Origin of the sequence: Cognatundibacterium crateris, from assembly GCF_010078235.1 — a bacterium.
Taxonomy (GTDB): Bacteria; Pseudomonadota; Gammaproteobacteria; order Burkholderiales; family Burkholderiaceae_D; genus Undibacterium; species Undibacterium crateris.
Window position 1 is genome coordinate 242,884 of record NZ_JAABOS010000006.1, and the last position, 25,875, is coordinate 268,758.

20 protein-coding genes are annotated in these 25,875 nt (G+C 53.5%); 11 read left to right on the forward strand and 9 right to left on the reverse strand.

Annotated features, from left to right (window positions below; translation table 11 throughout):
- Positions 1-2: 2 nt before the first annotated feature.
- The 3 genes from EYB48_RS13080 to EYB48_RS13090 are packed head-to-tail and all read right to left on the reverse strand — an operon-like array spanning position 3 to position 3,149.
- The gene (locus EYB48_RS13080) at positions 3-1,367 is read right to left on the reverse strand and encodes an aminopeptidase P N-terminal domain-containing protein (RefSeq protein WP_162020798.1); all 1,365 of its coding nucleotides are present in this window, start codon (positions 1,365-1,367) and stop codon (positions 3-5) included.
- Positions 1,364-2,086: an N-acetylmuramate alpha-1-phosphate uridylyltransferase MurU gene (murU, locus tag EYB48_RS13085; protein WP_162020799.1), complete on the reverse strand. Its 723-nt coding sequence runs from the start codon at positions 2,084-2,086 to the stop codon at positions 1,364-1,366. The genes EYB48_RS13080 and murU overlap by 4 nt, the downstream gene beginning before the upstream one ends.
- 10 nt (positions 2,087-2,096) lie before the next feature.
- Complete coding sequence (locus EYB48_RS13090) at positions 2,097-3,149, reverse strand: aminoglycoside phosphotransferase family protein (RefSeq protein ID WP_162020800.1); 1,053 nt, start codon at positions 3,147-3,149, stop codon at positions 2,097-2,099.
- 147 nt (positions 3,150-3,296) lie between these two features.
- Here EYB48_RS13090 and EYB48_RS13095 point away from each other — a divergent pair, with 147 nt between their 5' ends.
- From EYB48_RS13095 to pgi, 5 genes are all read left to right on the forward strand, one after another.
- A complete protein-coding gene (locus EYB48_RS13095) occupies positions 3,297-5,603 on the forward strand; it encodes an LPS-assembly protein LptD (protein WP_162020801.1) in 2,307 nt (768 codons plus the stop codon).
- 158 nt (positions 5,604-5,761) lie between these two features.
- Positions 5,762-7,120, forward strand: a complete 1,359-nt coding sequence (locus tag EYB48_RS13100; RefSeq protein ID WP_235935108.1) for a peptidylprolyl isomerase — start codon at positions 5,762-5,764, stop codon at positions 7,118-7,120.
- Entirely contained in the window at positions 7,120-8,163 is a 1,044-nt protein-coding gene (pdxA, locus tag EYB48_RS13105; protein WP_162020803.1) for a 4-hydroxythreonine-4-phosphate dehydrogenase PdxA, read from the forward strand. The genes EYB48_RS13100 and pdxA overlap by 1 nt, the downstream gene beginning before the upstream one ends.
- A complete protein-coding gene (rsmA, locus tag EYB48_RS13110; RefSeq protein WP_162020804.1) occupies positions 8,160-8,954 on the forward strand; it encodes a 16S rRNA (adenine(1518)-N(6)/adenine(1519)-N(6))-dimethyltransferase RsmA in 795 nt (264 codons plus the stop codon). The genes pdxA and rsmA overlap by 4 nt, the downstream gene beginning before the upstream one ends.
- A gap of 23 nt (positions 8,955-8,977) precedes the next feature.
- Positions 8,978-10,624, forward strand: a complete 1,647-nt coding sequence (pgi, locus tag EYB48_RS13115) for a glucose-6-phosphate isomerase (protein WP_162020805.1) — start codon at positions 8,978-8,980, stop codon at positions 10,622-10,624.
- Between the two features lie 607 nt (positions 10,625-11,231).
- Here pgi and gloA read toward each other — a convergent pair.
- The 6 genes from gloA to glyQ all read right to left on the reverse strand — a co-directional run bounded on the left by gloA (position 11,232) and on the right by glyQ (position 17,186).
- Positions 11,232-11,630, reverse strand: a complete 399-nt coding sequence (gene gloA, locus EYB48_RS13120; protein ID WP_162020806.1) for a lactoylglutathione lyase — start codon at positions 11,628-11,630, stop codon at positions 11,232-11,234.
- A 71-nt stretch (positions 11,631-11,701) separates the two neighbouring features.
- Positions 11,702-12,583 (reverse strand): M48 family metallopeptidase, encoded by an 882-nt coding sequence (locus tag EYB48_RS13125; RefSeq protein ID WP_235935110.1) that lies wholly within the window; start codon positions 12,581-12,583, stop codon positions 11,702-11,704.
- A 162-nt stretch (positions 12,584-12,745) separates the two neighbouring features.
- Positions 12,746-13,483, reverse strand: coding sequence for a lysophospholipid acyltransferase family protein (locus EYB48_RS13130; RefSeq protein WP_162020808.1), 738 nt, complete (start codon positions 13,481-13,483; stop codon positions 12,746-12,748).
- Positions 13,484-13,508: 25 nt separating this feature from the next.
- On the reverse strand, positions 13,509-14,069 hold the full coding sequence (gene gmhB / locus EYB48_RS13135) for a D-glycero-beta-D-manno-heptose 1,7-bisphosphate 7-phosphatase (protein WP_162020809.1): 561 nt from the start codon (positions 14,067-14,069) through the stop codon (positions 13,509-13,511).
- A gap of 22 nt (positions 14,070-14,091) precedes the next feature.
- Complete coding sequence (gene glyS, locus EYB48_RS13140) at positions 14,092-16,176, reverse strand: glycine--tRNA ligase subunit beta (protein ID WP_162020810.1); 2,085 nt, start codon at positions 16,174-16,176, stop codon at positions 14,092-14,094.
- A gap of 35 nt (positions 16,177-16,211) precedes the next feature.
- A complete protein-coding gene (gene glyQ / locus EYB48_RS13145) occupies positions 16,212-17,186 on the reverse strand; it encodes a glycine--tRNA ligase subunit alpha (protein WP_162020811.1) in 975 nt (324 codons plus the stop codon).
- Positions 17,187-17,630: 444 nt separating this feature from the next.
- Between glyQ and EYB48_RS13150 the strand changes: the two genes are divergently transcribed.
- The 6 genes from EYB48_RS13150 to EYB48_RS13175 all read left to right on the forward strand — a co-directional run bounded on the left by EYB48_RS13150 (position 17,631) and on the right by EYB48_RS13175 (position 25,875).
- Positions 17,631-20,120, forward strand: a complete 2,490-nt coding sequence (locus EYB48_RS13150) for a putative bifunctional diguanylate cyclase/phosphodiesterase (protein ID WP_162020812.1) — start codon at positions 17,631-17,633, stop codon at positions 20,118-20,120.
- Positions 20,113-20,370, forward strand: coding sequence for a hypothetical protein (locus EYB48_RS13155; protein WP_162020813.1), 258 nt, complete (start codon positions 20,113-20,115; stop codon positions 20,368-20,370). Before EYB48_RS13150 ends, EYB48_RS13155 begins: the two co-directional genes overlap by 8 nt.
- A gap of 110 nt (positions 20,371-20,480) precedes the next feature.
- Positions 20,481-21,119 carry a 3'-5' exonuclease gene (locus tag EYB48_RS13160; protein WP_162020814.1) on the forward strand — a complete coding sequence of 213 codons (639 nt, stop codon included), beginning with the start codon at positions 20,481-20,483 and terminating at the stop codon, positions 21,117-21,119.
- 49 nt (positions 21,120-21,168) lie between these two features.
- A complete protein-coding gene (locus EYB48_RS13165) occupies positions 21,169-21,939 on the forward strand; it encodes a hypothetical protein (RefSeq protein WP_235935113.1) in 771 nt (256 codons plus the stop codon).
- Positions 21,940-21,994: 55 nt separating this feature from the next.
- Positions 21,995-25,183, forward strand: coding sequence for a prolyl oligopeptidase family serine peptidase (locus EYB48_RS13170; protein ID WP_162020815.1), 3,189 nt, complete (start codon positions 21,995-21,997; stop codon positions 25,181-25,183).
- Positions 25,184-25,254: 71 nt separating this feature from the next.
- Positions 25,255-25,875, forward strand: a complete 621-nt coding sequence (locus tag EYB48_RS13175; RefSeq protein WP_162020816.1) for a YkgJ family cysteine cluster protein — start codon at positions 25,255-25,257, stop codon at positions 25,873-25,875.

Sequence of the window (25,875 nt, forward strand, 5' to 3'; positions counted from 1 at the left end):
TCTCAGTCGCCGCGCATCCAGGCTTCGATTTCATTGATGGTTTTCGGGGTGTCCTGACTCAGATTCTGATGTCCGCTGGCGGTGATCAGTATATCGTCCTCTATCCGTATGCCGGTATTCCAGTATTGCTCAGGTACGCCAGCAGCCGGACGCACATATAAGCCGGGCTCTATGGTGATCACCATGCCGGGCTGCAGTGGCCGGTAAGGGCGCGTAGTCGCTGCATCCCCCGCGCTGTGTGGCGTGCGGTAATCGCCCACATCATGCACATCCAGACCCAGCCAGTGGCCAGTGCCATGCATGTAAAACTGGCGGTAAGCCTGACTCGCTATCGCATCGTCTACAGTACCAACTTGCTGACGCCTGAGCAGGCCAGTGTCGAGCATACCTTCTGTGAGTACCCTGACCGCTGCATGATGCCCATCCATATAGCCTGCGCCGGGCTGGGCACAAGCCAGTGCTGCCTGCTGCGCCGCCAGTACGATCTGATACAGGGTTTTCTGGGCCGGGCTGAAGCGGCCATTGGCCGGGAAAGTACGTGTGATATCCGAGGCATAGCTGTCAAATTCACAGCCGGCATCAATCAGTATCAGGTCGCCATCATTGATCCTGGCCTGGTTACTCTGATAGTGCAGGGTGCAGGCATTGGCACCGCTGGCGACGATGGACGAATAGGCGGGCGCCTGAGCGCCATGGCGCCGGAAGCAATACAGTAATTCTGCCTCCAGCGCATATTCATGCAGACCGGGACGCGCGGCACGCATCGCGGCGCGGTGCGCCAGTCCTGAGATGCGCGCTGCTTCCTGCATGCAGGCGATTTCCTGCGCATCTTTGAACAGGCGCATTTCATCTATCAGGCGGCAGACATCCATCAAACCGGCCGGAGACTGAATGCCCGTGCGGCTTTTGGCAGCTATTCCTGCCAGCGCCTGCTGGATTTGCGGTGTCAGACGATGATCGAATAAGGGGCTGGTGTACAGTGTGGCAGCACCAGCCAGGTAATCTTCCAGCCTGACAGCCAGTTCGCTCACCGGATAGGCCGCATCGACCAGGCAATGCTGACGCGCAGCTTCCGGGCCATAACGGTAGCCATCCCAGATTTCATGCTCTATGTTTTTTTCGCGGCAGAACAGGATGGATTCCTGTCTCTCAGCAGTCGCGATCAGCACCAGCACGGCTTCCGGCTCGCAAAAACCAGTCAGATAGTAAAAATAACTGTCGTGCCGAAATGGGAAATGATTGTCGTTGTTACGCGTCATTTCCTGCGCAGTCGGGATCACGGCCACGCCGCCACCCTGCGCCTGCATCTGCCGCATCAGCTGTTGCCGCCGTGTCTGGCAGGCCAGGCTCAGGGAGGAGGTGCTCATGCTTTACCTTGTGTGAGTTGCAGAGGCGCGTTCAGGGCTTGCAATTGCTCAGGCGTGCCTACATTGTGCCAGTCACCGCGATACTGTTCGCCACCAACGCGCCCTGCATCGATGTAATCACGCAGCAGCGGTCCCAGTTTGGCATACTCACCCGCTTTAATATTGGCGAACATTTCTGGACGATAGACACCGATATTGGCGAAGGTAAGCCTTGGTTCGCCTTCATTTGCGAGCCCCATCAGGGTCAGCGCAAAATCACCTTGCGGATGGAAGCTGGGATTTTTTACCATATACAGCCAGGCGATATCGCGCTGCTCAGGCGGATGCGGATTACCCCACGGGTCATTTTCTTCCAGCGTATTCAGGCATTCTTTGAAGTTGAAATGCGGGATGTAAATATCGGCCGACACCACCACAAATGGCGCATCGCCGAGTAAGGGCAGTGCCTTGGCGATGCCACCCGCAGTTTCTAAAGCCTGTTCTTCTGCCGAGTACTGTATGCTGGCGCCGAACTGGCTGCCATCACCGAGTGCATCCACAATCATCTGCCCCAGATGCGCATGGTTAATCACGATCTCGGTAATGCCTGCTTTGACCAGATTCAGAATATGCCAGACGATCAGCGGACGTCCACGCACTTTCAATAAAGGTTTGGGGCAGCTGTCGGTCAGTGGTCGCATGCGCTCGCCACGGCCGGCTGCCAGTAACATCGCTTTCATCGTGCTGGCCTCAGAAGGTATAGCCAACTTGTGGCGCTGTGTTTTCTAACTGATCCAGCAGACGCAGCAGTGGGACTAATTCTTTGTAACGATGGGCGGTTTTACGCACATAGTCCATCACGGTCGGGATGTCATTGAGGAACTGGTGCTTGCCATCACGGTGCGACAGACGCGCGAAAATACCGAGGATTTTCAGATGGCGCTGCAAGCCCATCCATTCAAAATCACGATAGAACTGGTCGATATCCGGTGGTACCGACAGGCCGGCACGGCGTGCTTTTTCCCAATAACGGATAGCCCAGTCCAGCACCATTTCTTCATCCCACTGTACATAGGCATCACGCAGCAGCGACACCAGATCATAGGTGATAGGCCCATAAACTGCATCTTGGAAATCGACGATGCCGGGATTGCCCTGATCCATCCACATCAGATTACGTGAATGGAAATCGCGGTGTACAAATACCTGAGGCTGAGCCAACGCGCTGGCCAGCAGATGATCGAATACGCCACGCAGGGTTTTTTGTTGATCTTCGCTGAGCGTCGCGCCCAGGTGTTTGCCTACATACCATTCACTGAAAATCTGCAGTTCGCGCTCTAAGAAAGCACGGTCATATTCCGGCAATACATCCGGCTGGCTTTGTGCCTGCATCAACACCAACGCATCAATCGCGTCCATATACAGTTTGAACGCAGTGTCATGATTCAGGATATGGGCATAGGTATGCTGACCCAGATCGCTGACCAACAGGAAGCCCTGTTCCAGATCATGGGCTAAGACTTCCGGCACCGACAGATTCATGGACTTGAGCAAGCCGGCCATACGAATGAACGCGGCTGAATTTTCTGTCGCAGGCGGCGCATCCATCGCGATACGGGTTTTGCCATCACTGGTATCGAGCCGATAAAACGAACGGAAACTCGCGTCGGACGAGGCAGCACGCAGGGTGTCTGTCAGCAGAGCCTGATCGCTGAGGCTGGCCAGCCATTGTTGCAGGGCGATGCGGCGTTGTTCTTTGTCCGGTGCGACTGCGGACGGCGTGCTTGGAACGTGAGAGGACATGGCTAAATGAATAATTGAATAGGTTTGTACACAAGCTTCAGATCGGTTCAGCAGCATTTCACCTATAATAGGCGGCTGATTTCTGGCGGCCAGTCGGCAGGATACCAGCTAGCCTACTTGCCAAAACGCTTACTACATACTGAATACATGCGCAGGAAACCCGTATTATCTCACTCACCGCTGTTGTTTCCTACTATCCCCGCGATTGTCGTGTCGGTACTGCTGCCTGCCTTCTTTTCTGAAGCCAGGGCACAGGCGCAGACCAGCACCAGTTTCGAGGAAGAACTGGCCCGCAATAAAAAGAAAAATGCGGAAGTCAGGAAGGATGAAAAAAAGCCTGAAACAAAGCCTGAAATAAAGCCGGTGGATGACAAAGATGCGCCTGTCATCGTCAAGTCGTATAAATTTTGGGGCCGTTCAGACCGCTTTATCCATTTCGAACATGATGTCGACGTCAATAAGGGGGCGCTGAATCTGCGGTCTGATAAGGCCAGTTACCGCTTTCTGGAAGACGAAGTAGAGGCGAGCGGCAATGTACGGGTAGAGAAAAATGGCGACTGCTATTACGGCGATAATGCCACCGTGCAGCTCGATTCCGGTGCAGGACGCATAGACAATCCTGTGTACAAACTATTGCGCAGTAATGCGCAGGGTCACGCCAGGCGCATAGATTTACTCGATGATGAGCGTTCCCTGATTCACGAAGGGACGTATAGTACCTGTGAAGGTCTCAATCCTGACTGGTATCTGAAGGCAAATACCCTGAGTCTGGATACCGGACTCGATACCGGCGTCGCCGGGAAGTCGGTGCTGTACTTTAAAAATATCCCGATTCTGGCTACGCCTTCGCTGACCTTCCCTTTGTCCGGCGCCCGCCATTCCGGCTTCTTGCCGCCTACCGTGGGCACCACCAGCAAGGGTGGTGTAGAGTTCGCGTTGCCGTATTACTGGAATATTGCGCCTAACCGCGATCTCACCCTGTATCCGAAAATGATCAGCCGCCGTGGCATACAGCTCGGGGCAGAAGCGCGTTACATGGGCGAGACTTTCCCTGGCGGGATATACAAGGGTGAAACCACAGTCGAGGATTTACCCAGTGATCGCCTGACCCATACCAACCGCTATGCCGTGACCTCGGTGCACGAGCAGGATCTGATGCCTGGCCTGCGTCTGGCCTGGAACATCAATGTCGCCTCCGATGACGATTATCCGGCGGATTTTTCAACCTCAATCGCCAAGACCGCGCAGCGTTTGCTCTCGCGTGAAACCAGTCTGATTTATTACGGTTCGTTCTGGAATCTGGGACTCAGGGCCACGAATTATCAGGTATTGCAGGATACAACGGCTGCGGTACCGATTGGTCGTCCCTATGACCGTTTGCCGCAGCTGCAGTTTCATGCAGAAAAATATGATGTGCTGGGACTGGACTTCCTGATGGATTCCAGCGTCACCCGTTTCTGGCATCCGACGCTGGTTCGTGGTGACCGGTTCGCGAATAACTTCCAGGTATCGGCACCACTGATCAGTTCCGGATATTTTTTAACACCTAAAGTATCGCTGCATGCGACCAATTATCATTTGGTGAATCCAGCTCCCGGACAAGAGCAAGATTCGCATAGAATTGTGCCGACTTTCTCGGTTGACAGTGGTTTAATTTTTGAGCGACAAACTAGTGTGCTGGGACGCGATTTCACCCAGACCCTGGAACCGCGTCTGTTTTACGTGAACACGCCTTACCGCGATCAGTCCAGGCTGCCGAATTTTGACAGTGGTCTGGCCGATTTTAACTTTGCCCAGATTTTCAGCGAAAACCGTTTTGTGGGACAAGATAGGATAGGCGATGCGAATCAGATTACGGCTGCGTTGGTGTCGCGCTATCTGGAGCAGGATGGCAGTGAACGCCTGAAGCTCGCGATGGGACAGCGTTTTTACTTTAATACGCAGAAGGTCAGGCTGGATAACACCATCAGCCCGAGCCGCTCAGACTTGTTGTTGGCCGCCAGTGGTAAATGGTCGGATCAATTGTCCGGCGATCTGGGGTTTCAGATCAGTGCCGGCACACGCCAGTCTGTGCAATCCAACTACGGCATACGCTGGCAGCCGGAAGCGAAGAAAGTGCTGAACTTGTCGTATCGCTTCCAGCGCGACAGCCTGGAACAGGTCGATATCTCCGCACAATGGCCAGTCGCTCAGCGCTGGTACGCAGTGGGTCGTGGCAATTACTCGCTGATGGATAAGCGGGTAGTGGATGGACTGGCTGGGTTTGAATACAAAGCAGATTGCTGGTCGCTGCGTTTTGTGGCTCAGCGTTTTGCGGTCAACAGTACGACCAGCAATACCGGATTTTCTATACAGCTGGAATTAAGCGGGTTGGCGAAATTGGGTGTAGGCGGAAATCCACTCGAAGCCTTGAAGCGGAATATTAATGGATATCAGCCGATTAGCGACCGCTGATTTGTTTGCGGCCGGAAGGCGGATTCAGCCCCCTTTCCAGCTGCCCAGTTTGTGAAATGCTTGCTAACGTGTATATTGCAGCTTTTGCGCCATTGGCGATGCTCAGTTCAAGGCAAAGCTTAACCAGGTTTTAACTTTTTATGCGACAACTATTGCACATGAAACAACGTACTCTTGTTACTTTACTGGCAGTGTCTACCGGTTTGTTGGCTAACCCGGGCGCCTGGGCGCAAACAACGCAACTGAAACCCGCGACCGCACTTCCAGCTGTCAGCAGCAAGCCACGTGCGGTGAATAGCATCATTGCTGTTGTGAACGATGAAATTATTACCCGTCAGGAACTTGACGAGCGTATCAACGTGGTTGAAAAACGCCTTAAAGCTCAGGGTACGGCTCTGCCCTCACGCGAAGAACTGCAGAAGCAATTGTTGGAGCGCTTGATACTGGACCGCGCCCAGCTGCAACTGGCGAAAGAAAACGGTATGCGTGCCGATGATCTGATGCTGGACCGCACTTTGCAGCGTATGGCAGAGCAAAATAAGATGAGCTTGCAGGAAATGCGTAATCAGATCGAACGTGAAGGCACGCCGTTCGCGCGCTTCCGCGAAGAGATGCGCGAAGACATCATGATGCAGCGCATACGCGATCGTGAAGTCGACAGCAAAATCATCATCACCGAAACTGAGATCGACAATTTCTTAGCCGCTGAAGCCAGTGCTAAAGCCGGTAAGCAGGAAATCAACCTGGCCCATATTCTGGTGCGTATCCCGGAAAATGCCAGTGCAGAACAGATTACGCTGCGCCGTAACCGCGCTGAAGAAGTATTGGAGAAATTACGTGGCGGCGCAGATTTTGCCAAGATGGCCGTGACCTATTCCGATAGCGCGGAAGCCTTGAAAGGCGGGGAAATCGGCTGGCGTGAACAGGAACGTATCCCACAATTATTCCTTGATGCTGTTGCTCAGGTGAAGACCGGCGAATTCTCCGGCATTATCCGCAGCGCGAATGGCTTCCACATCCTGAAGCTGGTTGGCAAACGTGCCGGTAATGATCCTAAAGCAGGCACCGAAATCGTTCAGCAAAACCGGGTCCGTCATATTTTGATGAAGCCCAGCCAGATCGTGCCCGAAGCTGAAGTACGTCAGAAACTGACTGACCTGAAACGTAAGATCGCAGCCAAAGAAATCAGCTTTGAAGAAGCGGCCAAAACCTATTCAGCCGACAGCACGGCCTCAAAAGGCGGTGACATCGGCTGGATCAATCCCGGTGATGTAGCTGCTTTCGACGAGGTGATCGCGAAACTGGCCATCGGTCAGGTCAGCGATGTGATTCAGTCCCAGTTTGGTCTGCATCTGATCGAAGTCACAGAGCGTAAGTCTGAAGACCAGTCGAAAGACCGCAAACGCATGGCGGCACGTGAGGCACTGCGTGAACGTAAATCGGATGAAGCCTTGCAGGACTGGTTACGCGAATTACGCGACCGCACCTATGTTGAACTCCGTACGGAAGAAAAATAATGCCTGAATCCAGATTGCCGGTCATAGCCCTGACGGTAGGTGAACCGGCAGGAATAGGGCCGGAAATCTCTTTGCGCGCCGCCTGGGAATTGCGGCACGAAGTGCGTTCCGTCCTGATTGGTGATGCCGCTTACCTGGCGATGATCGCCAATGAAATTAATCCTGATATCCGCTTCATGGGAATCTCCCTGGAGGCCTTGCGTTATGCGGGTATGCCAGGCTGTCCACCGGACCGGCTGACCCTGATCGATTGTCCGCTCAATGCGCACGTCAAAGCAGGTCAGCCCGATCCGCGTAACGGCAGACCAGTGCTGCAGACGCTGGATGTCGCAATCGAATGTGTACAACAGTGCTGGGCTGATGCCATGACCACGGCGCCGCTGCAGAAAAGCACCATCAATGATGCAGGCGTACAGTTCAGCGGACATACCGAATATCTGGCTGAAAAAACTGGCACTGCGCAAGTCGTGATGATGCTGGCGGCGGACGCGAATGCCCATCTGCCACAGCCTTTGCGGGTGGCGCTGGCGACCACCCATTTACCTCTCAGACAGGTTCCTGATGCGATACAGGCCGATGTGCTGCTGCGCACCGTGCAAATCATAGACAGCGATCTGAAACAAAAATTTGGTATTGCCACACCGCGCATACTGGTGACCGGACTCAATCCGCATGCGGGTGAAAACGGTTACCTGGGGCGTGAAGAAATCGATGTGATTATCCCTGTGCTGCAGCAAGCGCGCGCACTGGGAATTCAGGTTGAAGGACCGTATCCGGCTGATACCTTGTTCCAGCAAAAATATCTGGCGCAGGCTGACTGTGTGCTGGCCATGTATCATGACCAGGGACTGGCCGTACTGAAGCATGCGAGTTTTGGCCTGGGTGTGAATATCACGCTCGGTCTGCCACTGATACGGACTTCGGTCGATCATGGCACCGCACTTGATCTCGCAATTCAGGGTACCGGCCTGGCCGATATCCGCAGCATGGTGGTGGCCATCCGCAGCGCCGCCGCCATGGCAACTCACACACTTAAATCATGAAACACATACCCCGCAAACGCTTTGGCCAGAACTTCCTCACGGATCAGCTGGTACTGAGTCAGATTATCCGCGCCATCGATCCGCGCCCGGCCGACACCATGGTCGAGATTGGGCCCGGTCTGGCTGCGATGACCAGCCTCTTACTCGAAGGCCTGCCACATATGCATGTGGTGGAGCTGGACCGCGATCTGGTGGTGCGTCTGAAGAAGACTTTTCCGGCAGATAAGCTGACTATCCATGAAGGCGATGCACTGAAATTCGATTTCCGTACTATCCCAGTGCCGGAAGGACAAAAGCTGCGCGTGGTTGGTAATTTACCGTATAACATTTCCAGTCCCTTGCTATTCCATCTGGCTGAATTGGCGGATGTGGTATCGGATCAGCATTTCATGCTGCAGAAAGAAGTCGTAGAACGCATGGTGGCCGAGCCTGGCAGCAAGGCCTATGGCCGTTTGTCAGTGATGCTGCAATGGCGCTACCACATGGAATTATTATTTGTCGTACCGCCCGATGCGTTTGATCCGCCACCCAAAGTGGATTCGGCCATCGTGCGCATGATACCTAAGCGCGATATGCTGGATTGCCGTCAGGCTGATTTAGAAGCGGTGGTGACTAAGGCTTTTTCACAGCGCCGCAAAGTCATCCGTAACTGTCTGGCTGGCATGTTCACTGAAGCTGAATTGCTGGAGGCAGGCGTCGATCCGCAGGCACGTCCGGAAACCGTGGGACTGGAGCAGTACATTGCTTTAACACGTCTTTACAGCGCACGTACTGCAGGCAGCCAACACTGAACTCAACTAATTCTATCTTCACGATGAATATTACCCAGACCCCTGAGTGGCAGGCTTTGTTACAGGATCAGCAAAGGCTGGAGCAAACCCATTTGCGCGAGCTGTTTGCCAGCGATGCGCAGCGTTTTCAGCGCTTCTCCGCAGAGCTCGATGGCTTGCTGATTGATTATTCCAAGCAAAGGGTAGATGCTGAAACCTTGCGGCATTTGTTGTCGCTCGCGCGTCTGGCGAATGTCGAGGAATGGCGTGACCGCATGTTTGCGGGTGAAAAGATTAACTTCAGCGAAGACCGTGCAGTATTACACACAGCCTTGCGCCACATGGAATTTAGTCCTTTCCCGAGTGCAGAACTGGATGTGATGCCGCAGGTGCGCGCGGTGCGCAAGCAAATGCGCGACATCGTTGAACGTGTGCGCAGTGGCTTATGGCGTGGTTTTAAAGGTGACGCGATTCAGAATGTGGTGAATATCGGTATCGGTGGTTCTGATCTTGGGCCTAAACTGGCGAGTCGGGCTTTGTCCGCATTCCAGCATCCGAATCTGAATTTTTTCTATGTGTCGAATCTGGACAGTGCGCATCTGGCACCTTTACTGGAAAAACTGGACCCGCGCACGACGCTGTTCATCGTGGCATCCAAGACTTTCACCACGCAGGAAACCAGCATCAATGCGCAGACCGCCAGAACCTGGCTGATGGCAGCTGCGATGGAAGAATGGGCGATTGCCAAACACTTTATCGCCGTGACGTCCAGCCCGGCCAAAGCACATGAATTCGGTATTCCAGACGAAAATATTCTGCAGATCTGGGATTGGGTCGGTGGACGCTATTCCCTGTGGTCTGCCGTCGGTTTGTCGGTGGCCTTATCGATCGGTATGAATGGATTTGAGCGCATGCTGCAAGGTGCACAAACCATGGATAGCCATTTCCGTGAAGCGCCGCTGGAAAAAAATCTGCCAGTACTGATGGCACTGATATCCATCTGGAACACCAATTTCCTGGGCGCAGAAACCACAGCGATTCTGCCTTATAACGAATCGATACGGCATTTACCGGCCTTCCTGCAACAGCTGGAAATGGAGTCAAATGGTAAAACCGTAAGCCGTGACGGCGAGCCGCTGAGCTGCCGCGCCAACCCCATCGTCTGGGGTGAGATTGGCGTCAATGGCCAGCACGCTTTCTTCCAGTTGCTGCATCAGGGCGGCTGGCTGATTCCATGTGATTTTGTGGTGGCCGCTTCCAGCGATCACCCTTTGCCTGGACATCAGGCGCCGCTGCTGGCGAATTGCCTGGCACAGAGCGCGGCTTTGGCATTTGGTAAAACCGAGCAACAGGCACGTGAAGAACTGAGTCAGGCTGGTTTGTCTGAGGCGCAGCTGGCACGGCTGTTGCCGCATAAGGTGTTTGCCGGTAACCAGCCATCCACCACCATACTGATGCCTAGCCTGGACCCGTTCCAGCTTGGTATGCTGATCGCATTGTATGAGCACAAAGTGTTTGTGCAGGGCGTGATCTGGAGTATCAACTCCTTTGATCAGTGGGGTGTGGAATTAGGTAAGCAACTGGCGAACCGCTTGTTGCCAGCGATACTCGGCGACCAGGCCTTTGATGCGCAGCTGGATGCTTCCACCAGTGGGCTGATTGCGTATTTCCGCCGACACGGTCACGTTTAAAGCGTGTGGCACTTGCTGAGTGTGGCAAGTGCCATCGCGCACAACTGCGGCGCCCGCTGCGGTCCCGTTTAGACCTGAGGGGTAACATATCAATCCCACCACAAATACCTCAGACACCTCAGACAATGTTGATTTTAAGCATCATTTGTGACTGGTATTTTTCCAAAAAGCTTAAATTCCGTTAAATAATGTAAAAAAACTTGTCATTCAATTTGGGTCGAATCTGATCTGCGATATGCTTTCGGGCAATAGTAGTTTCTATTGGGAATTACGCAAACATGTTGCCGATAAAATTCGCTGTAGCAAGGCGTTCTGATGAGCGGAGATGCCATCCTTTTCACGGTTTTTGCGTAGTTCCTGACCATTTTTCATCAGGATAGCAGTCATGTGGACAGGTATTTTTACCGGTTTAATTCTAGTCTTTATTTTAGGGATCATCTTTCTGGTGAAAGCGATGAATAACGTCACCCATATGCCAGTCAAAAAAAACAAATCTGACGAGCATTAACATTGCGCAAGGGGCTGAAGCCTGCCTGTCTGCATAGCCAGCAAGCCGTCATACAGCCAGCCTGCTGAGCCTTGGAAACCGTTTCAGCCCTATCCGCCCTTACAGCGTGACTTCGCTATCGCGCTGTATCAGTTCCACTTTATAGCCATCCGGGTCTTGCACAAAAGCGATCACGGTTTTACCGCCTTTCACCGGTCCGGCTTCGCGCGTGACATTACCACCTTTTTGACGCACAGCCTCGCAGGCTGCATAGGCGTCAGGCACGGCAATGGCGATATGACCGTAAGCTGTGCCCATGTCATAGCTATCCACGCCGTAGTTGTACGTCAGCTCCAGCTCGGCATGTTCAGGGTTAGCGCCGTAGCCCAGAAAAGCCAGCGTGTATTGGTATTCTGGATTGTCTGACTGACGCAGCAGGCGCATGCCCAATACCTGAGTGTAAAAATCGATAGAGCGCTGAAGATCGCCTACGCGCAGCATGGTGTGCAGAATTCGCATTATTTTTCCTTTAGTTGATGAGAGTGTTTATATCAGCGTCAGCCTGACTATGCATGAGTAGCTCAGGCTGCTCAGAATGCCGGTAAATCGGCAGTGGATTGCTGCTTTAACTGATGTCTGGCCTGTTCCATTTCCGGGAAAACGCTTTGTACGGTCGCCCAGAAGCGCGGACTATGGTTCATTTCACGTAAATGGGCCAGTTCATGCGCAATCACGTAATCAATGATCATGGGCGAAAAGTGGATCAGTCGCCAGTTCAGCCGGATTTTGCCATCGGAGGTGCAGGAGCCCCAGCGTGTCTGTGCGGCCGACAACGACATGCTGCGATACTGCACGCCCAGCTTATCGGCAAATACGGGCAGGCGCTCTTGAAACAGCCGTTTCGCTTCCTGTTGCAGCCAGCCTTGTACCCGGTCTCTGATCTGCTGTTCAGCAGCATTCGCTGGCACGTGGATATGCAATTGCGCTGCAGCCTGGTCGAGGAAAGTACCGCTGAGCGAGCCCGGTGAAATACGTAAAGTCAGGGTCTGTCCCAGAAACGGAAACTGTGCGCCATCCTGCCATTGCATGGCGGGTTCCAGGCGTCTGGCAACCCGTTCGCGCCGCTCACTGAGCTTGCGTTGTATCCAGCCTTGCTTCTCACTGATGGCATGCTCAATGTCGCTGATGGTGACCCAGCGCGGTGCGGTCACACGCAAGCCGCCATCATGAATCAAAAAGCCTATGCTGCGCCGTTTTGATCGCAGCAATTCATAGTGTATGGTGCAGTCCGCCAGCACCATTTTTCGCAGTTTATTTCCCGAAGCCGTATCGCTGGCTGACGGTGTCGCGGCCGGTGGACTCAGTTCTGCCAGAGGGTTGGGCAAGGCTGCAGGTGTTGCCGATGGTTGCAAGCCGGGTTTTCCTGCGCCAGACGGCAAAATTTCGCTGAATAAATCCAGCTGCAAGGCCATTTGTATAGCTTTTCCTAGCGACGAGAATGATGACATAGAGAGTGGTAGAAACTGGCACAGCGACTGGTTCAGGACAGCAATGTATACCAAGTCGCAAAACTTCGCACAGCAGGCCTGATTTACACAAAAAAAATGCCCTGATCACAGGGCATGAGGGCAGACTTACTCTTGGTAGACTTGCGGTGAAATCACCCGCATTTCAGCTTCTATCCATTGTTCCACTTCCAGCATCAGCTCAGGCGCGGTTTTTCCTTCAGACGAAATCGGCTTTCCTACAGAAACCGTGACAGTACCGGGCTTTTTGATGAAAGAATTCTTCGGCCAGCACTCACCGGAGTTCAGCGCGATAGGAACGACCTGCGTATTGGTCTCTACCGCCAGACGTGCGCCACCGCCTTTGTAAGTGCCTTTTTTACCGACAGCAATGCGCGTACCTTCCGGGAACATGATGATCCATTGCCCATCTGCGAGGCGTTTTTTACCATGCGTGACCACTTGGGCAAACGCATCTTTCCCCTTGCTGCGGTCTATCGGTATCATGCGCAGCATAGAAATCGCCCAGCCAAAAAACGGGATATAGGTAATTTCTTTTTTGAATACAAACACCAGCGGACGCGGGGTTGCCATCAACAGGAATATGGTTTCCCAGGCAGACTGATGTTTCGCCAGCAGGATGGCCGGTTCATCAGGAAAATTTTCCCAGCCACGGCGTTCATAGTGGATGCCACAGATGACTTTGGCGGCCCAGATAATAAACACATTCCAGCGTGAGGTCACATAGTAACGCTGGTTGTACGGCAAAAAAGCAAACAGCATACTGATGGGGGCCCAGATCACTGTCGCCATGACCATCACGATCATGAAAATCAGCGAACGGATAAAGCAGGTAAAACGAAACATGTCTTCTCCAGTAGCGAATCTGTATTCAGTTCGCGTGTTGTTGTTCTGTTGGTGCATCCAGCAACTGATCGACCATCGTCGCCAGATCCGGATAAATGTGGGTGCCTGGTGGCAGCCCGCCTTTGTCCAGCGTTTTCTGGCCTTTGCCGGTCAATACCAGATGAGGCAGGCAGCCGACTACAAAGCCGGATTGCAAGTCACGCAGTGAGTCGCCCACGCTGTGCACACCTTTGAGGCTGATGTCATAGCGGCGCGCGATTTCATGCAGCATGCCAGGCTTAGGTTTGCGGCAGTCGCAGTTATCGTCGGCCATATGTGGACAAAAGAAAATCGCATCGATGGTGGCACCGACCTGCTGCGCCATCTGATGCATTTTCTGATGTATCGCATTCAGGGTCGCCATATCGAACAGCTTACGACCTATCCCTGACTGGTTGGTGGCAACCACGACCTGATAACCCGCCTGATTGAGGCGGGCGATGGCTTGCAGTGAGCCGGGGATAGGCACCCATTCATCCGGGGATTTGATGAAGGCATCGGAGTCGTGGTTGATGACACCATCGCGGTCCAGAATGATGAGTTTCATAGGCTGTCCTTTTTCTGGCATATCAGGCTGCCAGTTTAGAAATGTCGGCGACCTGATTCAGCATGCCATGCAGTGTAGACAGCAGTGCCAGACGGTTATTACGCAAGGCCAGGTCTTCCGCATTCACCATCACATCATTGAAGAAGCTGTCGACTTCGGCACGCAAAGCTGCCAGGGTTTTCAGCGCACCGGTGTAATCGCCCTGACTGAATGCCGCATCGACTTTCGGGCTGACATCGGCCATCGCTTTGGCCAGCGCCTGTTCAGCAGCTTCTTGCAACAAGGCAGGATTGACGGCGCCGGGTGTGACTTCCGCTTTTTTGAGGATATTGGTAATCCGCTTATTGGCGGCGGCCAGTGACGCCGATTCGTCCAGTGCAGCAAAGGCTTGTACTGCCTGCAGACGTGCGACCAGGGTGTCTAGCGTATCTGGCTGTTGTGCGACCACAGCTTCCACTTCATGCTGGCTGAAGCCACGTTCACGCAACTGGCCACGAAGACGGTCATACAGGAAGCTCAGTACTTCAGCGCCAGGGTCTTTGAACTGCGGATTCGCGCTGAACAGCGCGACAGTGTTGGCTAACAGGCTGTTCAGCGAGAGTGGCAGTTGCTTTTCCACCAGCATACGCAACACGCCGAGTGCATGACGACGCAGCGCGAAAGGATCACGGTCGCCGGTAGGTTGCAGGCCTATGCCCCAGATACCGACCAGAGTTTCCAGCTTGTCGGCCAGTGCCACCGCGGTACCAGTAGCACTGGCTGGTAGTGCATCACCGGCAAAGCGTGGCTGGTAGTGCTCTGATGCAGCTGCAGCGACTTCAGCATGCTCACCGTCATGCAGCGCATAGTAAGTGCCCATGATGCCTTGCAGCTCAGGGAATTCGCCCACCATATCGGTCAGCAGATCGGTTTTCGCCAGCAGTGCAGCGCGTTCTGCCAGTGCCACATCTGCGTGCAGCATGCCTGCAATCTGACCGGCCAGCGTTTTCACGCGCTGGGTGCGCTCTGCCTGGGTGCCCAGTTTGTTGTGGTAGACCACGTTGGCCAGCAGCGGCAGACGCGATTCCAGGCTTTTCTTTTTATCCTGCTCGAAGAAGAATTTCGCATCCGCCAGACGTGGACGGACCACGCGTTCATTGCCCTGGATGATATGTTGCGGATCGCTGGTTTCCACGTTCGACACGATCAGGAAGCGCGAGCGCAGCTTGCCTTGTGCATCGGTCAGCGCAAAATACTTTTGATTGGTCTGCATCGTCAGAATCAGGCATTCCTGCGGTACAGCTAAAAATTCCTGCTCAAAATGGCATTCGTACACCACTGGCCATTCGACCAGCGCAGTGACTTCATCCAGCAAAGAGTCTGGCATCAGCACCAGGTCAGCGCCTGCTTTAGCGAGCAGGGCCTGACGTATCTGTCCTTTACGTTGTGCGACATGCGCCAGCACTTTTCCTTCTTGCTGCAAGGTGCTGGCATAGTCATCGGCGTGCGCAATGCTGACCTGACCCTGAGACAGGAAGCGGTGGCCGCCAGTCAGACGATCGCTGTGCAGACCCAGCAGGCTCAGTGGCACCACGCTGTCACCATGCAGCGCGATCAGCTGATGCACAGGACGCACAAAATGTACTGTGCTGCCATCCGGACGCTGATAGCTCATGACCTTAGGAATCGGCAGTTTGCTGATCGATTCTTCCAGCGCGCTTTGCAGTGCCGGTGCCAGTGCTGAACCGGCACTGGTATAGCTGTAGAAAAAGCTCTCGGCTTTACCATCTTGTGCACGTTCCAGCTGGCTCAGCTGCACATCGGCAAAACCCATCGCAGCCAGCTTTTTCGCCAGCGGTGCAGTTGGATTGCCATTGGCATCGAGTGCGACCGAGACAGGCAGCACTTTGTCACGCATTTGTTTATCCGGCGAGGTCGCACGCACCTGGGTGATGCTGACTGCCAGACGGCGTGGTGAGGCATACGACGTAGCGACCGAAGCGGCCTCTAAAAAATCACGTGACTGCAGACCGGCAACGATACCGGCGGCAAAGGCTTCGCCCAGTTTTGCCAGCGCTTTCGGCGGCAGTTCTTCAGTAAATAATTCGACTAATAAAGTTTGGTTCATATAGAAATTCCTGTCCATTCTGTCCGGCTGCTGACTCAGGCAGCGTCTGTTTTCGTGGCTGCAGTGGCTGCGGAGGCTGCCGGTGGCGCTGGTTTATGCATATCGTCAGCGGCACACATAGGGAAGCCCAGCGCCTCACGCGAAGCGTAATACGCAGCGGCTACCGCGCGCGACAGATTGCGGATGCGGCCTATGTAGGCTGCGCGCTCAGTGACCGAGATCGCGCCGCGTGCATCCAGCAGATTGAAGGTGTGGGCGGCTTTCAAAATCATTTCGTAAGCAGGCAGGGCCAGTGATTTTTCTGTAATTTCCAGCAGGCGCTTGGCTTCTGCTTCGTAGTTGTTAAACAGTGAGAACAGGAAATCGGTATTTGAATATTCAAAATTGAAGGTCGATTGTTCGACTTCATTCTGATGGAATACATCGCCGTAAGACAGGCGCACGGTTTTGCCGTTTTCTTCGCGTTCCGTCCAGACCAGGTCGTACACGTTTTCCACGCCTTGCAGATACATGGCCAGACGTTCTATGCCATACGTAATTTCGCCCAGAATTGGTTTGCAATCCAGACCGCCGACTTGCTGGAAATAAGTGAATTGCGTGACTTCCATCCCATTGAGCCAGACTTCCCAGCCCAGACCCCAGGCACCCAGGGTAGGATTTTCCCAGTCATCTTCAACAAAACGGATATCGTTTTGCTGCAGGTCCAGACCCAGCGCCTTGAGCGAACCCAGGTAGAGATCCAGAATATTTTCCGGCGCCGGTTTCAACACAACCTGATACTGATAGTAGTGCTGCAGACGGTTAGGATTTTCGCCATAACGGCCGTCTTTAGGGCGGCGCGATGGCTGCACATAGGCGGCGCGCCAGGGTTCAGGGCCGATGGCGCGCAAAAATGTACCGGTGTGCGAAGTCCCTGCACCCACTTCCATATCGTAAGGTTGCAACAGGGCGCAACCCTGCTTGCCCCAGTAATCTTGTAATGTCAGGATGATTTGTTGAAATGTGAGCATCGTGCTATCTGCCTTGTGACTCCGGATGGAGTGGAGAAAATGGTTTGCCAAACCTTAGATTTTAACCTAGAAATCACGCTTCTTACGGATAAGACAGTTGCTGGCGCTGATGATATGGCGCTCTTGCTGCGCTGCGCAACAAGTTATTTGCGATCAGACCGTTCCTGATGCAATGTTTCTATTGCGGTAACACTTGTTACAGGGTATAAATTTGCCCGACGCACGCGGGATAAAGTAGCCTCGGCTACACGACCAGCGGCGACCTGATTTTTAAAAAAATAATAGTAAACAGGACAGGCACAACAGGCAGCTTAATGCTTGCTTATGGCGGCTTCGCCTCAGCTTGCAGCCACAGCCTCAGTAGCCTTCAGCATCCGCCGCTGGCAGGGCAGGGATGTCTGCTTTACCTGTCGATGAAGTTGGCTAAGAGGAGACTTGCCAAATATGAAAACAAGCGCACCGGTTGAGGATGTGCTGGACGCAGAATCACAGCGTCTCGAAGCCTGGTATCGCCTGCTGGGCGAACTCACGCATTGTTTGTGGTACCCCGATAGCATAGAGCAGATGCTGCAAGCTTTTTGCAGCATTATGGTCACTCGTGCCGGCTATCAGCGTTGTGCGGTGACGCTGAACAGCGAACAGTTGAAGCTGCATTTTGCGGCTGGTGCTGATGCGGTCAGCGTGGATCAGCCTGTGCAGCGCAGAACGCTGACACGTACCGGTTGCGATGTGCTGCTGGAAGTCTGCGGACCTGCAAGCCTGTGGGATGAATCCGAAACCGGCCAGCTGTTGACACGCATTTCGCAGGAGCTGGCGCGCGCAGTGGATGCGGTGCTGACCACGCACGAACATCAGAATTTGCAGGATAACCTGGAGTTGCTGGCGCTGGCGATTGCACAAAGCCCGCTCTCTGTGCTCATCACAGATCGTGCAGGCAAGCTGGAATATTGTAACCAGGCTTATCTGCAAAGAACGGCATTTCGCTTCGAGGAATTACTGGGGATTCCTGTGCTGTGGAATAGCGGGGATGGTACCGATCAGCGTCTACAGGCTGAATTCCAGGCGCTGACGCTGGGGCAACACTGGCATGGCGATATTCTGAGCCGTACCCGTGACGGCCAGCGCTACTGGGAAAAGCAGGTGGTGAGCCCGCTCGCCGATGTGGATGGCAGGATTACCCATTTGGTCGCGATACGTCAGGACCTGAGCGCATCCCAGTTTCAGCTGAAAGAAGTGGAGCAGGCTTTGCTGCTGCGCGAACAGGCGCTGGTTTCCAGCAGTAATGGCATCATGATCACACGCAGCGACGCCAATGATCACTCCATCGTCTATGTCAATCCTGCATTTGAACGGATAACCGGCTATCACGCGGATGAGGTGATAGGTCGCGAGGGACGTTTTCTGGTGCGTGATGATTTACAACAGCCGGATCTGGAAGAAATACGTACCGCCTTGCGCGAAAAACGTGAAGGCCGGGCATTGTTGCGCAATTACCGCAAAGACGGCACCCAGTTTTGGAATGAATTGCATATCTCGCCGGTTAAAGACGCGCGAGGCGCAAACACCACCCATTTTGTCAGCGTGATTAATGATGTCAGTGAACGCGTCAATTATCAGAAAGAGCTGGAATATCAGGCGAATCATGACAGCCTGACCGGGCTGGCGAACCGTAATTTGCTCAATGACCGCATCACCCAGGCAATTGCCTGGGCAAAGCGTCAGGATTTGCATGTGGGTGTGCTGCTGCTCGATCTTGACCACTTTAAGCTGATCAATGATGGCTCGGGCCATGGTGCCGGTGATGAAATGCTCAAGCAGGTGGCACACAGACTCAGGCAATGTGTGCGTGATACCGATACGGTTGCACGCCTGGGCGGAGATGAGTTCGTCGTCGTACTGACCGATCTGCCCGACAGCAGTGATGTCGATATCGTCGCCGATAAAATTCTGCAAGCGCTGTCCCGTCCTATCCAGATTCAGGCAGTGGATGTGTTTGTGACTGCCAGTATAGGAATTTCGGTGTATCCGCGTGATGGCGATCATGGAGAAATCCTGCTGCGCTACGCTGACATTGCGATGTATCGCGTGAAGGAACATGGGCGCAACAGCGTGCGCCAGTTTGTGCCGGAAATGGGATTGAACGCGATCAGCCGACTGAATATGGAGAGTGCCTTGCGGCGCGGTCTGGAGCGCGGCGAATTCCTGCTGCACTACCAGCCAAAAATTGATCTCGATCAGCAAACCGTGGTCGGCGCTGAGGCGCTGGTGCGCTGGAATCATCCGCAGATAGGTATGGTGCATCCGGTCGAATTTATTCCTCTGGCTGAAGAAACAGGCTTGATACTGCCGCTGGGCGAATGGGTGCTGGCGGAAGCCTGTCGCCAGCAAGTACGCTGGCGCGAGCAGGGCTTGGGTGATTTACAGGTGGCGATCAATATCTCCTCGCGCCAGTTCAGGCAGGAAGATCTGGCTGGCCGGATTGCCGCGATTATTGCTGCAGCCGGTGCGAATCCTGCCTACATCACGCTGGAGCTGACGGAAAGTATGGTGATGCAGGATGTGAACAGCACCCTGAGCACCCTGCGTTCCTTGAAAAAACTGGGTTTGTCGATTTCGCTGGATGATTTTGGCACCGGTTATTCCAGTTTGTCGTATCTGCGCCGCTTTCCTATCGACGAACTCAAAATCGATAAATCCTTTGTCAATGACATCCATACCGACCCCGATGATGCGGCGATTGCCAGTGCCGTGATTGCCATGGGCCTGAGTCTGGGATTAAATGTGGTCGCTGAAGGCGTGGAACGTCAGGAACAGATACAGTTATTGCGCGATATGCGCTGCAGTCAGGTACAGGGCTATTATTTTGCCCGTCCTATGGATGCACAGAGTTTCGCTCACTTTCAGTTAAAGCAAAAGGCGGTAAAACATGACTAAGCTCAGATGGCACGCCGGACAGCGCGCTGAGCTGGCACAATTGCTGGTCGAAGCTAAATTGCTGAGTTCTGCTGCGGTGGGTGCTGCGACCCTGTATCATTTCCAGACTGGTGATGACGAAATTGTGGCGCTCAGTACCGGGCAGGATAATGTGGTGCTGGTCAGCCTGCAGCCACCCGCAGCACCGGCCAGACGCCGTATCGATAAAGATGTTACAGAAAATAAGGATAAGGATGATAGTGGGCACTAATGTACCGTATGTACGCTGGTACTCGCTGGTGCTCACCATTGCGCAGCAGTCGCTGTGCTTCAGCCACAACAGCGCAGGGCAATTCCAGTTAAGCATAAAGATATAGATTAATGAATCAAGAACCAGAACAACAAGAACAAGATGAAGTGCAGCTGGAGCCTGAATCTGCGCTGCCCGCCTATCCCGGGCTGAAGCGCCAGCAAATCTGCATGGTGGAAGATGCCGCCACCTTGCAATATGCACTCACACAATTGCAGAGCGCCAGCATACTTGGCTTCGATACCGAGACCAAACCGGTGTTTCAAAAGGGCCAGAAAAATGATGGTCCGCATCTGGTGCAACTCGCCACAGAGACCCAGGCCTTCTTATTCCCGCTGACTACAGCGTTGCAGGCCGAGGCTGTCGTGGTCATCCGCCAGTTGCTGGAACAGCCTGCGATACAAAAAGTCGGTTTCGGCCTGGTTGATGACCTGCGCCATCTGAAAAGCAAATTTGGCATTGTGACGGCGAATGTGCTGGATCTGGCACGCGTGATGCGCGAAAGCAAACAGCGTGATATGGGCGTTAAGGCTGCGGTTGCCAAATATTTTGGCATGCAGATGAGTAAGTCCAAAAAAACCTCGACTTCTAACTGGGCTCAAAGTCCTTTAAGTGAGAAGCAAATCTTTTATGCGGCTAATGATGCGCATGTCGCTTTGCTGGTGTATCTGCATTGGCGTGAGCTCAAAACAAAAGCACTGGCGGCCTGAACTTCTGTCACAGTTGCCGGTCACAACAAGTCTTTGAAAAGGAAAGTCTATGCGCCTGCCTCTTGCCTTACACCAGATTTCCGCTGCCGTAGTCTTAAGCAGCTGTGCCCTGTCGGCCCATGCTGATGGCCTGAGTGATCTCAAAACGGCGCTGGGCCGTCTGCATGGCAGTGCGCCAGTCAAAGCACAAGTTGAAACCCGCATCAATAACCGCATCGGTGAAGGCAAGGAGCTGGAGGAAATCTCGGGTCAGGCCAGCATACAGCTGGAAGATGGCAACCGTGGCTTGCAACTGGTGTTCAGTAAAGATTTATTGAGCAAACTGGAAGCAGAAGAACGCGCGAAAGAGAAAGATCCGAAAGCGAAAACCCCGGCGCTGTCCAGCATCAAAGAATTGAGCCCGTCCGAGTTGCGACCGGTCGTGAACTATGCAGCAGCCTTTTTGCGCAAACTGGAAAAAGCCCAATTCAAAAGCGAGAAAGCTGATAGCTATAACGGCAAACCGGCACGCCTGTTAAATTTTGAATTATCGGTCGACAGGCTGAGTGAGAAAGAAAAAAAGTACATCAAAAAGTATGAAGGTAGTTTTGATGTCTGGGTTGATGCCGATGGTACACCTTTGGCCAGTCGCACCAGCCAACAGATATCCGGACGTGCCTTCGTTGTGGTCAGCTTTGAAATCCGCGAAGAAGATAACCTGGTCTATGCGGTAACGGGTGATCGTTTGCTGGTGCAGAAAAAAGAAAGAAAAAATCTGAGCTCCGGTACGGGTGATCGTGCCGAGATACGCTCAGTCACCACGCTCAATATCCTGTCCTGAATTACCTGAGCGCTGTGCGCTCTTTGTTTATCCCTCTGTCTTTGAGTTTATTACCATGTCTAAGTTTTCCCAAGCGATGCCAGCATGGCGTCCAGTCTGTGCCGCAGCACTGATGTTAGGCGTCTTATCCGGCACCTGGTCACCTGCCTCCCATGCTGCCAGTCTGGCAGCGGAAGCCGCACTGGCAGCACCGGTACCGGTCAGTGCCAAAAAAGTCATTACCCATGATGTGTATGCCAACTGGCGCAACATTCAGGGCAGTACGCTGAGCCGTGACGGTCTATGGGCCGCCTATGTACTGGCAGCTCAGGAGGGTGATGGAGAAGTGGTGTTCCGTCATCTCAAAGATGGTCGTGAATTCCGCTCGCCACGCGGTGCTGCACCGCTGTTCAGCGCGGATGGAAAATTTGCGGCATTCGCGGTACGCCCTACCCGTGCCGAACAGGACAAAGCCAAAAAAGAAAAGAAAAAACCAGAAGATGCACCGAAGTCCGGTCTGGGCATCATTGATCTGCAAAGCGGCAAAATCGAGCTGATCGAGCGTGTCAAACAGTATGCCTGGTCTGAAGAAGGTGGCGGTTGGCTGGCTGTGCTGATGGAAGCTGTGCCGGAAGCTAAGAAAGATGCGAAAAAAGACAGCGCAGAAAATAAGAAAGACCTGGATGAAGCGGATCAGGTCGCCAGAGCCGCTGCTGCCGGTGCTGCGGGTGCTGCGGCCAAGAAAAAAGAGAGTGGGTCCGAGTTGCTGTTAATCGATGTCGCCAACAGCCAGCGCATCAGCCTGAAAGATGTGGGCGAGATGTTATGGGCAAAAAATGGTGTTGCACTCGCTTATACGCTGAAACCCGTCGCGAAAGACAGCAAAGAGCAGGCTAAAGACGCAAATAAAGAAGCAAATAAAGAGGCGACTAAGGAAAGCGCAAAAGAAGCCGCTGAACTGGCGGCCAAAGAAGGCGTTTACCTGTTCACTCCGGCTGATCAGCAGCAACTGCAGATATTTTCCGGTACAGGCAGTATTAAACACCTGCGCTTTGATGAAGACGGCAAACAGCTGGCCTTCCTGAGCAATCGCGATGACCTGGCCAGGCGCCGTGCTGAAGACGAGAAAAAACCTAAAAAAGCACCTGCTTCTGACGCCGCTGCCGAGAAAGAAGATCCTCCGGTGTATCAGCTGTATTACTGGAAAAATGGTGAGCGCAATGCCGCCTTGCTGGCCAGTGCAGCGACCTCCGGCATGCCGGAAAAGTGGGGCGTCAGCGAATTCGGTGAATTGGGCTTTAGCAAAGATGGGCAACGCTTATTCTTTGGTACCGCAGAAATTCAGAAGGCAGAACCCAAGGATGCACCGGAACCGGTGAAAGTCGATTTGTGGCACTGGAAAGATCCTGAGCTGCAATCGGTACAGAAAGTCCGCGCTGAAAAAGATAAGCAAAAAAATTACAAGGCAGTGATACATCTGGCAGATCAGCGCTTTGTGCAGTTAGGCAGCGTGCAGATTCCTGCTGTGTCCGTCAATGATAATCCAGACTTCGCGATGGGTAGCAGCGATGTGCCATACAAAATGCTGCTGTCCTGGGATGGTTCTTACCGCGATGTATATGCGATTGATTTGAAGACCGGGCAGTCGCGCCTGTTAGCGCAGAAGCAGCGCTTTGTCGCAGGCATGTCGCCAGCAGGTAAATATGTATTGGGTTTCGATGCGAAAAACTATAGCTGGCAGGCCTGGTCGACTGCAGATGGCAAGCAGATCAACCTGACTGGAAAAATCAAAGCCCGCTTTGAAGATCATGAGCATGATACGCCGCAGCCACGCTCACCTTATGGCTATGCAGGCTGGACTGAGGGTGATCGCAGCGTGGTGTTGTACGATCAGTTTGACTTATGGGAAGTCACGCCGGCCACCCTGGCTAACCGCAATCTGAGTCAGGGCTATGGTCGTGCGCATCAGTTACAGCTGCGCTATATCAACCTCGAGAATACCCGCCCTGAAAACATGGAAGAACCGACGCCGGTCGCCGAAAGCAAGCCGCTGGCGCTGGGTGACTGGATGCTGTCTGCCTTAAATGAAAATACACGTGCTACCGGCTTTTACCAGATGCCTGCGAACGGCGCGCAGCCGCAGCAACTGGTCTTTGGCGACAAATTGTATGCCGGTGTGATCAAGGCAAAGAAAGCCGATACGGTCTTATTCACCCGTCAGAGCTTCACGGAATTTCCGGATGTGTGGGCCAGTGATGTCAAACTGAATGCGCCACAAAAAATCAGTCAGGCTAATCCTCAGCAAGCGCAATACAACTGGGGCACGCAGGAAATCATCGAGTACAGCACAACAGACGGCAGAAAACTCAAGGCCTTGCTGGCTAAGCCGGAAAATTTTGATCCCGCTAAAAAGTATCCGATGATGGTCTACATCTATGAAAAGATGACCGACAATCTGCACCGTCATACAGTGCCTGCGCCTAGCCAGAACATCAATGTCACCCGTTATCTGAGCAATGGCTATATCGTGCTGCGTCCGGACATCACCTATACCACGGGCCATCCTGGCCGCAGTGCTTTGCAAGCCGTGACAGGTGCGGTCAACAAAGTAGTGGGCATGGGTTTTGTCGATGCTAAACGGGTTGGTATCCAGGGCCATAGCTGGGGCGCGTATCAGATCAATTATCTGATCACCAGAACCAATATGTTCGCAGCGGCAGAAGCCGGTGCCTCGATGGCGAATATGACCAGTGGCTATGGCGGTATCCGCTGGGGCGCTGGTGTCAGCCGTGCCTTCCAGTACGAAACCGGACAAAGCCGTATGGGTGGGACACCGTGGAATAAAACCGCTGAGTATATCGAGAACTCGCCTTTGTTCCAGATCGATAAAGTGAAAACGCCTTACCTGACCAAGCATAATGACGAAGACGATGCGGTACCATGGTATCAGGCGATAGAATTCTTCACTGCCTTGCGCCGTCTGGGTAAAGAAGCCTACTGGTTTAACTATAATGGCGAAAAGCATGGTCTGCGTGACCGCGAAAATGTGAAGCATTACACGGTCCATATGGCGGAGTTTTTCGATCACTTCCTGCTGGGTGCTGCGCGTCCGGGCTGGATGGAGAAACCGATTCCTTATCTCGAACGCGGCAAGCGTGATGTGACGCCTTTGTTTAAACCAGCTGACAGCAAAGGTAAAGAAGCGAAGGCCGTTCAGCCAGCGAAGGCGGAAGAAAATACGAGCGCTGCAGCCGTCGCGAACTAAATTCTCATCGCTGGGATTACAACATTACGACAAACCCACCGCCGGCCGGTGGGTTTTTTTACGGAGCAAATATGGCACTGAGCCAGCAAGAACAACAGGCTTTTTTATCGGCGATAGAGCGTGTTAAGCAAGACAATCAGACCCTGCTGGAAAACAGCAAACAGCATCCGGTCTGGCCGCTGCATGTGATTCCGCGCTTGCATGGCGCGCTGGATCTGATCGCTACTCAGTCTGTGACTACAGCTGCAGTTGCCTGTACCGCAGGCTGCAGTCATTGCTGCCATCATCTGACGGTGGAAGTGAATAGCGCTGAAGCCAGTTTTATTGTGTATCAGTGGATCGCCGAAAGGCGTGATATCGCTGCTTTGCGTGTGGCCTGCCAGGCCTATGTCGATGCGTATGCGAGCGGTCAGCGTCAGCCCTGTCCCTTATTGCAGGATCAGCATTGCAGTATCTATGCTTACCGCCCAGCGGTATGTCGCAAAGCGCATTCGCTGGACTTGGCTGCCTGTGCCAGTCAGGCTGCGCATATTCCTCAGCAACTTGAGCGCATCCTGAAATCTGAAGCCTGGATAGAAGGCGTGACGCGCGCTTTGGATGGATTTCAGACCCAGCAGCGGCAGCCGCTGGCGCAAGCCTTGTTACAGGTGCTGGACGCGCTGGCGCGGCAACAGAGCGAACAACAGGCTTAA

Coding starts and splice junctions, on each gene's coding strand:
- glyS (WP_162020810.1), bottom strand. CDS start 16,176: ATGAACCAAACTTTATTAGTCGAATTATTTACTGAAGAACTGCCGCCG.
- EYB48_RS13095 (WP_162020801.1), top strand. CDS start 3,297: ATGCGCAGGAAACCCGTATTATCTCACTCACCGCTGTTGTTTCCTACT.
- glyQ (WP_162020811.1), bottom strand. CDS start 17,186: ATGCTCACATTTCAACAAATCATCCTGACATTACAAGATTACTGGGGC.
- pdxA (WP_162020803.1), top strand. CDS start 7,120: ATGCCTGAATCCAGATTGCCGGTCATAGCCCTGACGGTAGGTGAACCG.
- EYB48_RS13130 (WP_162020808.1), bottom strand. CDS start 13,483: ATGTTTCGTTTTACCTGCTTTATCCGTTCGCTGATTTTCATGATCGTG.
- EYB48_RS13175 (WP_162020816.1), top strand. CDS start 25,255: ATGGCACTGAGCCAGCAAGAACAACAGGCTTTTTTATCGGCGATAGAG.
- pgi (WP_162020805.1), top strand. CDS start 8,978: ATGAATATTACCCAGACCCCTGAGTGGCAGGCTTTGTTACAGGATCAG.
- EYB48_RS13125 (WP_235935110.1), bottom strand. CDS start 12,583: ATGGCCTTGCAGCTGGATTTATTCAGCGAAATTTTGCCGTCTGGCGCA.
- EYB48_RS13155 (WP_162020813.1), top strand. CDS start 20,113: ATGACTAAGCTCAGATGGCACGCCGGACAGCGCGCTGAGCTGGCACAA.
- EYB48_RS13100 (WP_235935108.1), top strand. CDS start 5,762: ATGAAACAACGTACTCTTGTTACTTTACTGGCAGTGTCTACCGGTTTG.
- EYB48_RS13170 (WP_162020815.1), top strand. CDS start 21,995: ATGTCTAAGTTTTCCCAAGCGATGCCAGCATGGCGTCCAGTCTGTGCC.
- gloA (WP_162020806.1), bottom strand. CDS start 11,630: ATGCGAATTCTGCACACCATGCTGCGCGTAGGCGATCTTCAGCGCTCT.
- EYB48_RS13090 (WP_162020800.1), bottom strand. CDS start 3,149: ATGTCCTCTCACGTTCCAAGCACGCCGTCCGCAGTCGCACCGGACAAA.
- gmhB (WP_162020809.1), bottom strand. CDS start 14,069: ATGAAACTCATCATTCTGGACCGCGATGGTGTCATCAACCACGACTCC.
- EYB48_RS13160 (WP_162020814.1), top strand. CDS start 20,481: ATGAATCAAGAACCAGAACAACAAGAACAAGATGAAGTGCAGCTGGAG.
- EYB48_RS13150 (WP_162020812.1), top strand. CDS start 17,631: ATGAAAACAAGCGCACCGGTTGAGGATGTGCTGGACGCAGAATCACAG.
- EYB48_RS13080 (WP_162020798.1), bottom strand. CDS start 1,367: ATGAGCACCTCCTCCCTGAGCCTGGCCTGCCAGACACGGCGGCAACAG.
- murU (WP_162020799.1), bottom strand. CDS start 2,086: ATGAAAGCGATGTTACTGGCAGCCGGCCGTGGCGAGCGCATGCGACCA.
- EYB48_RS13165 (WP_235935113.1), top strand. CDS start 21,169: ATGCGCCTGCCTCTTGCCTTACACCAGATTTCCGCTGCCGTAGTCTTA.
- rsmA (WP_162020804.1), top strand. CDS start 8,160: ATGAAACACATACCCCGCAAACGCTTTGGCCAGAACTTCCTCACGGAT.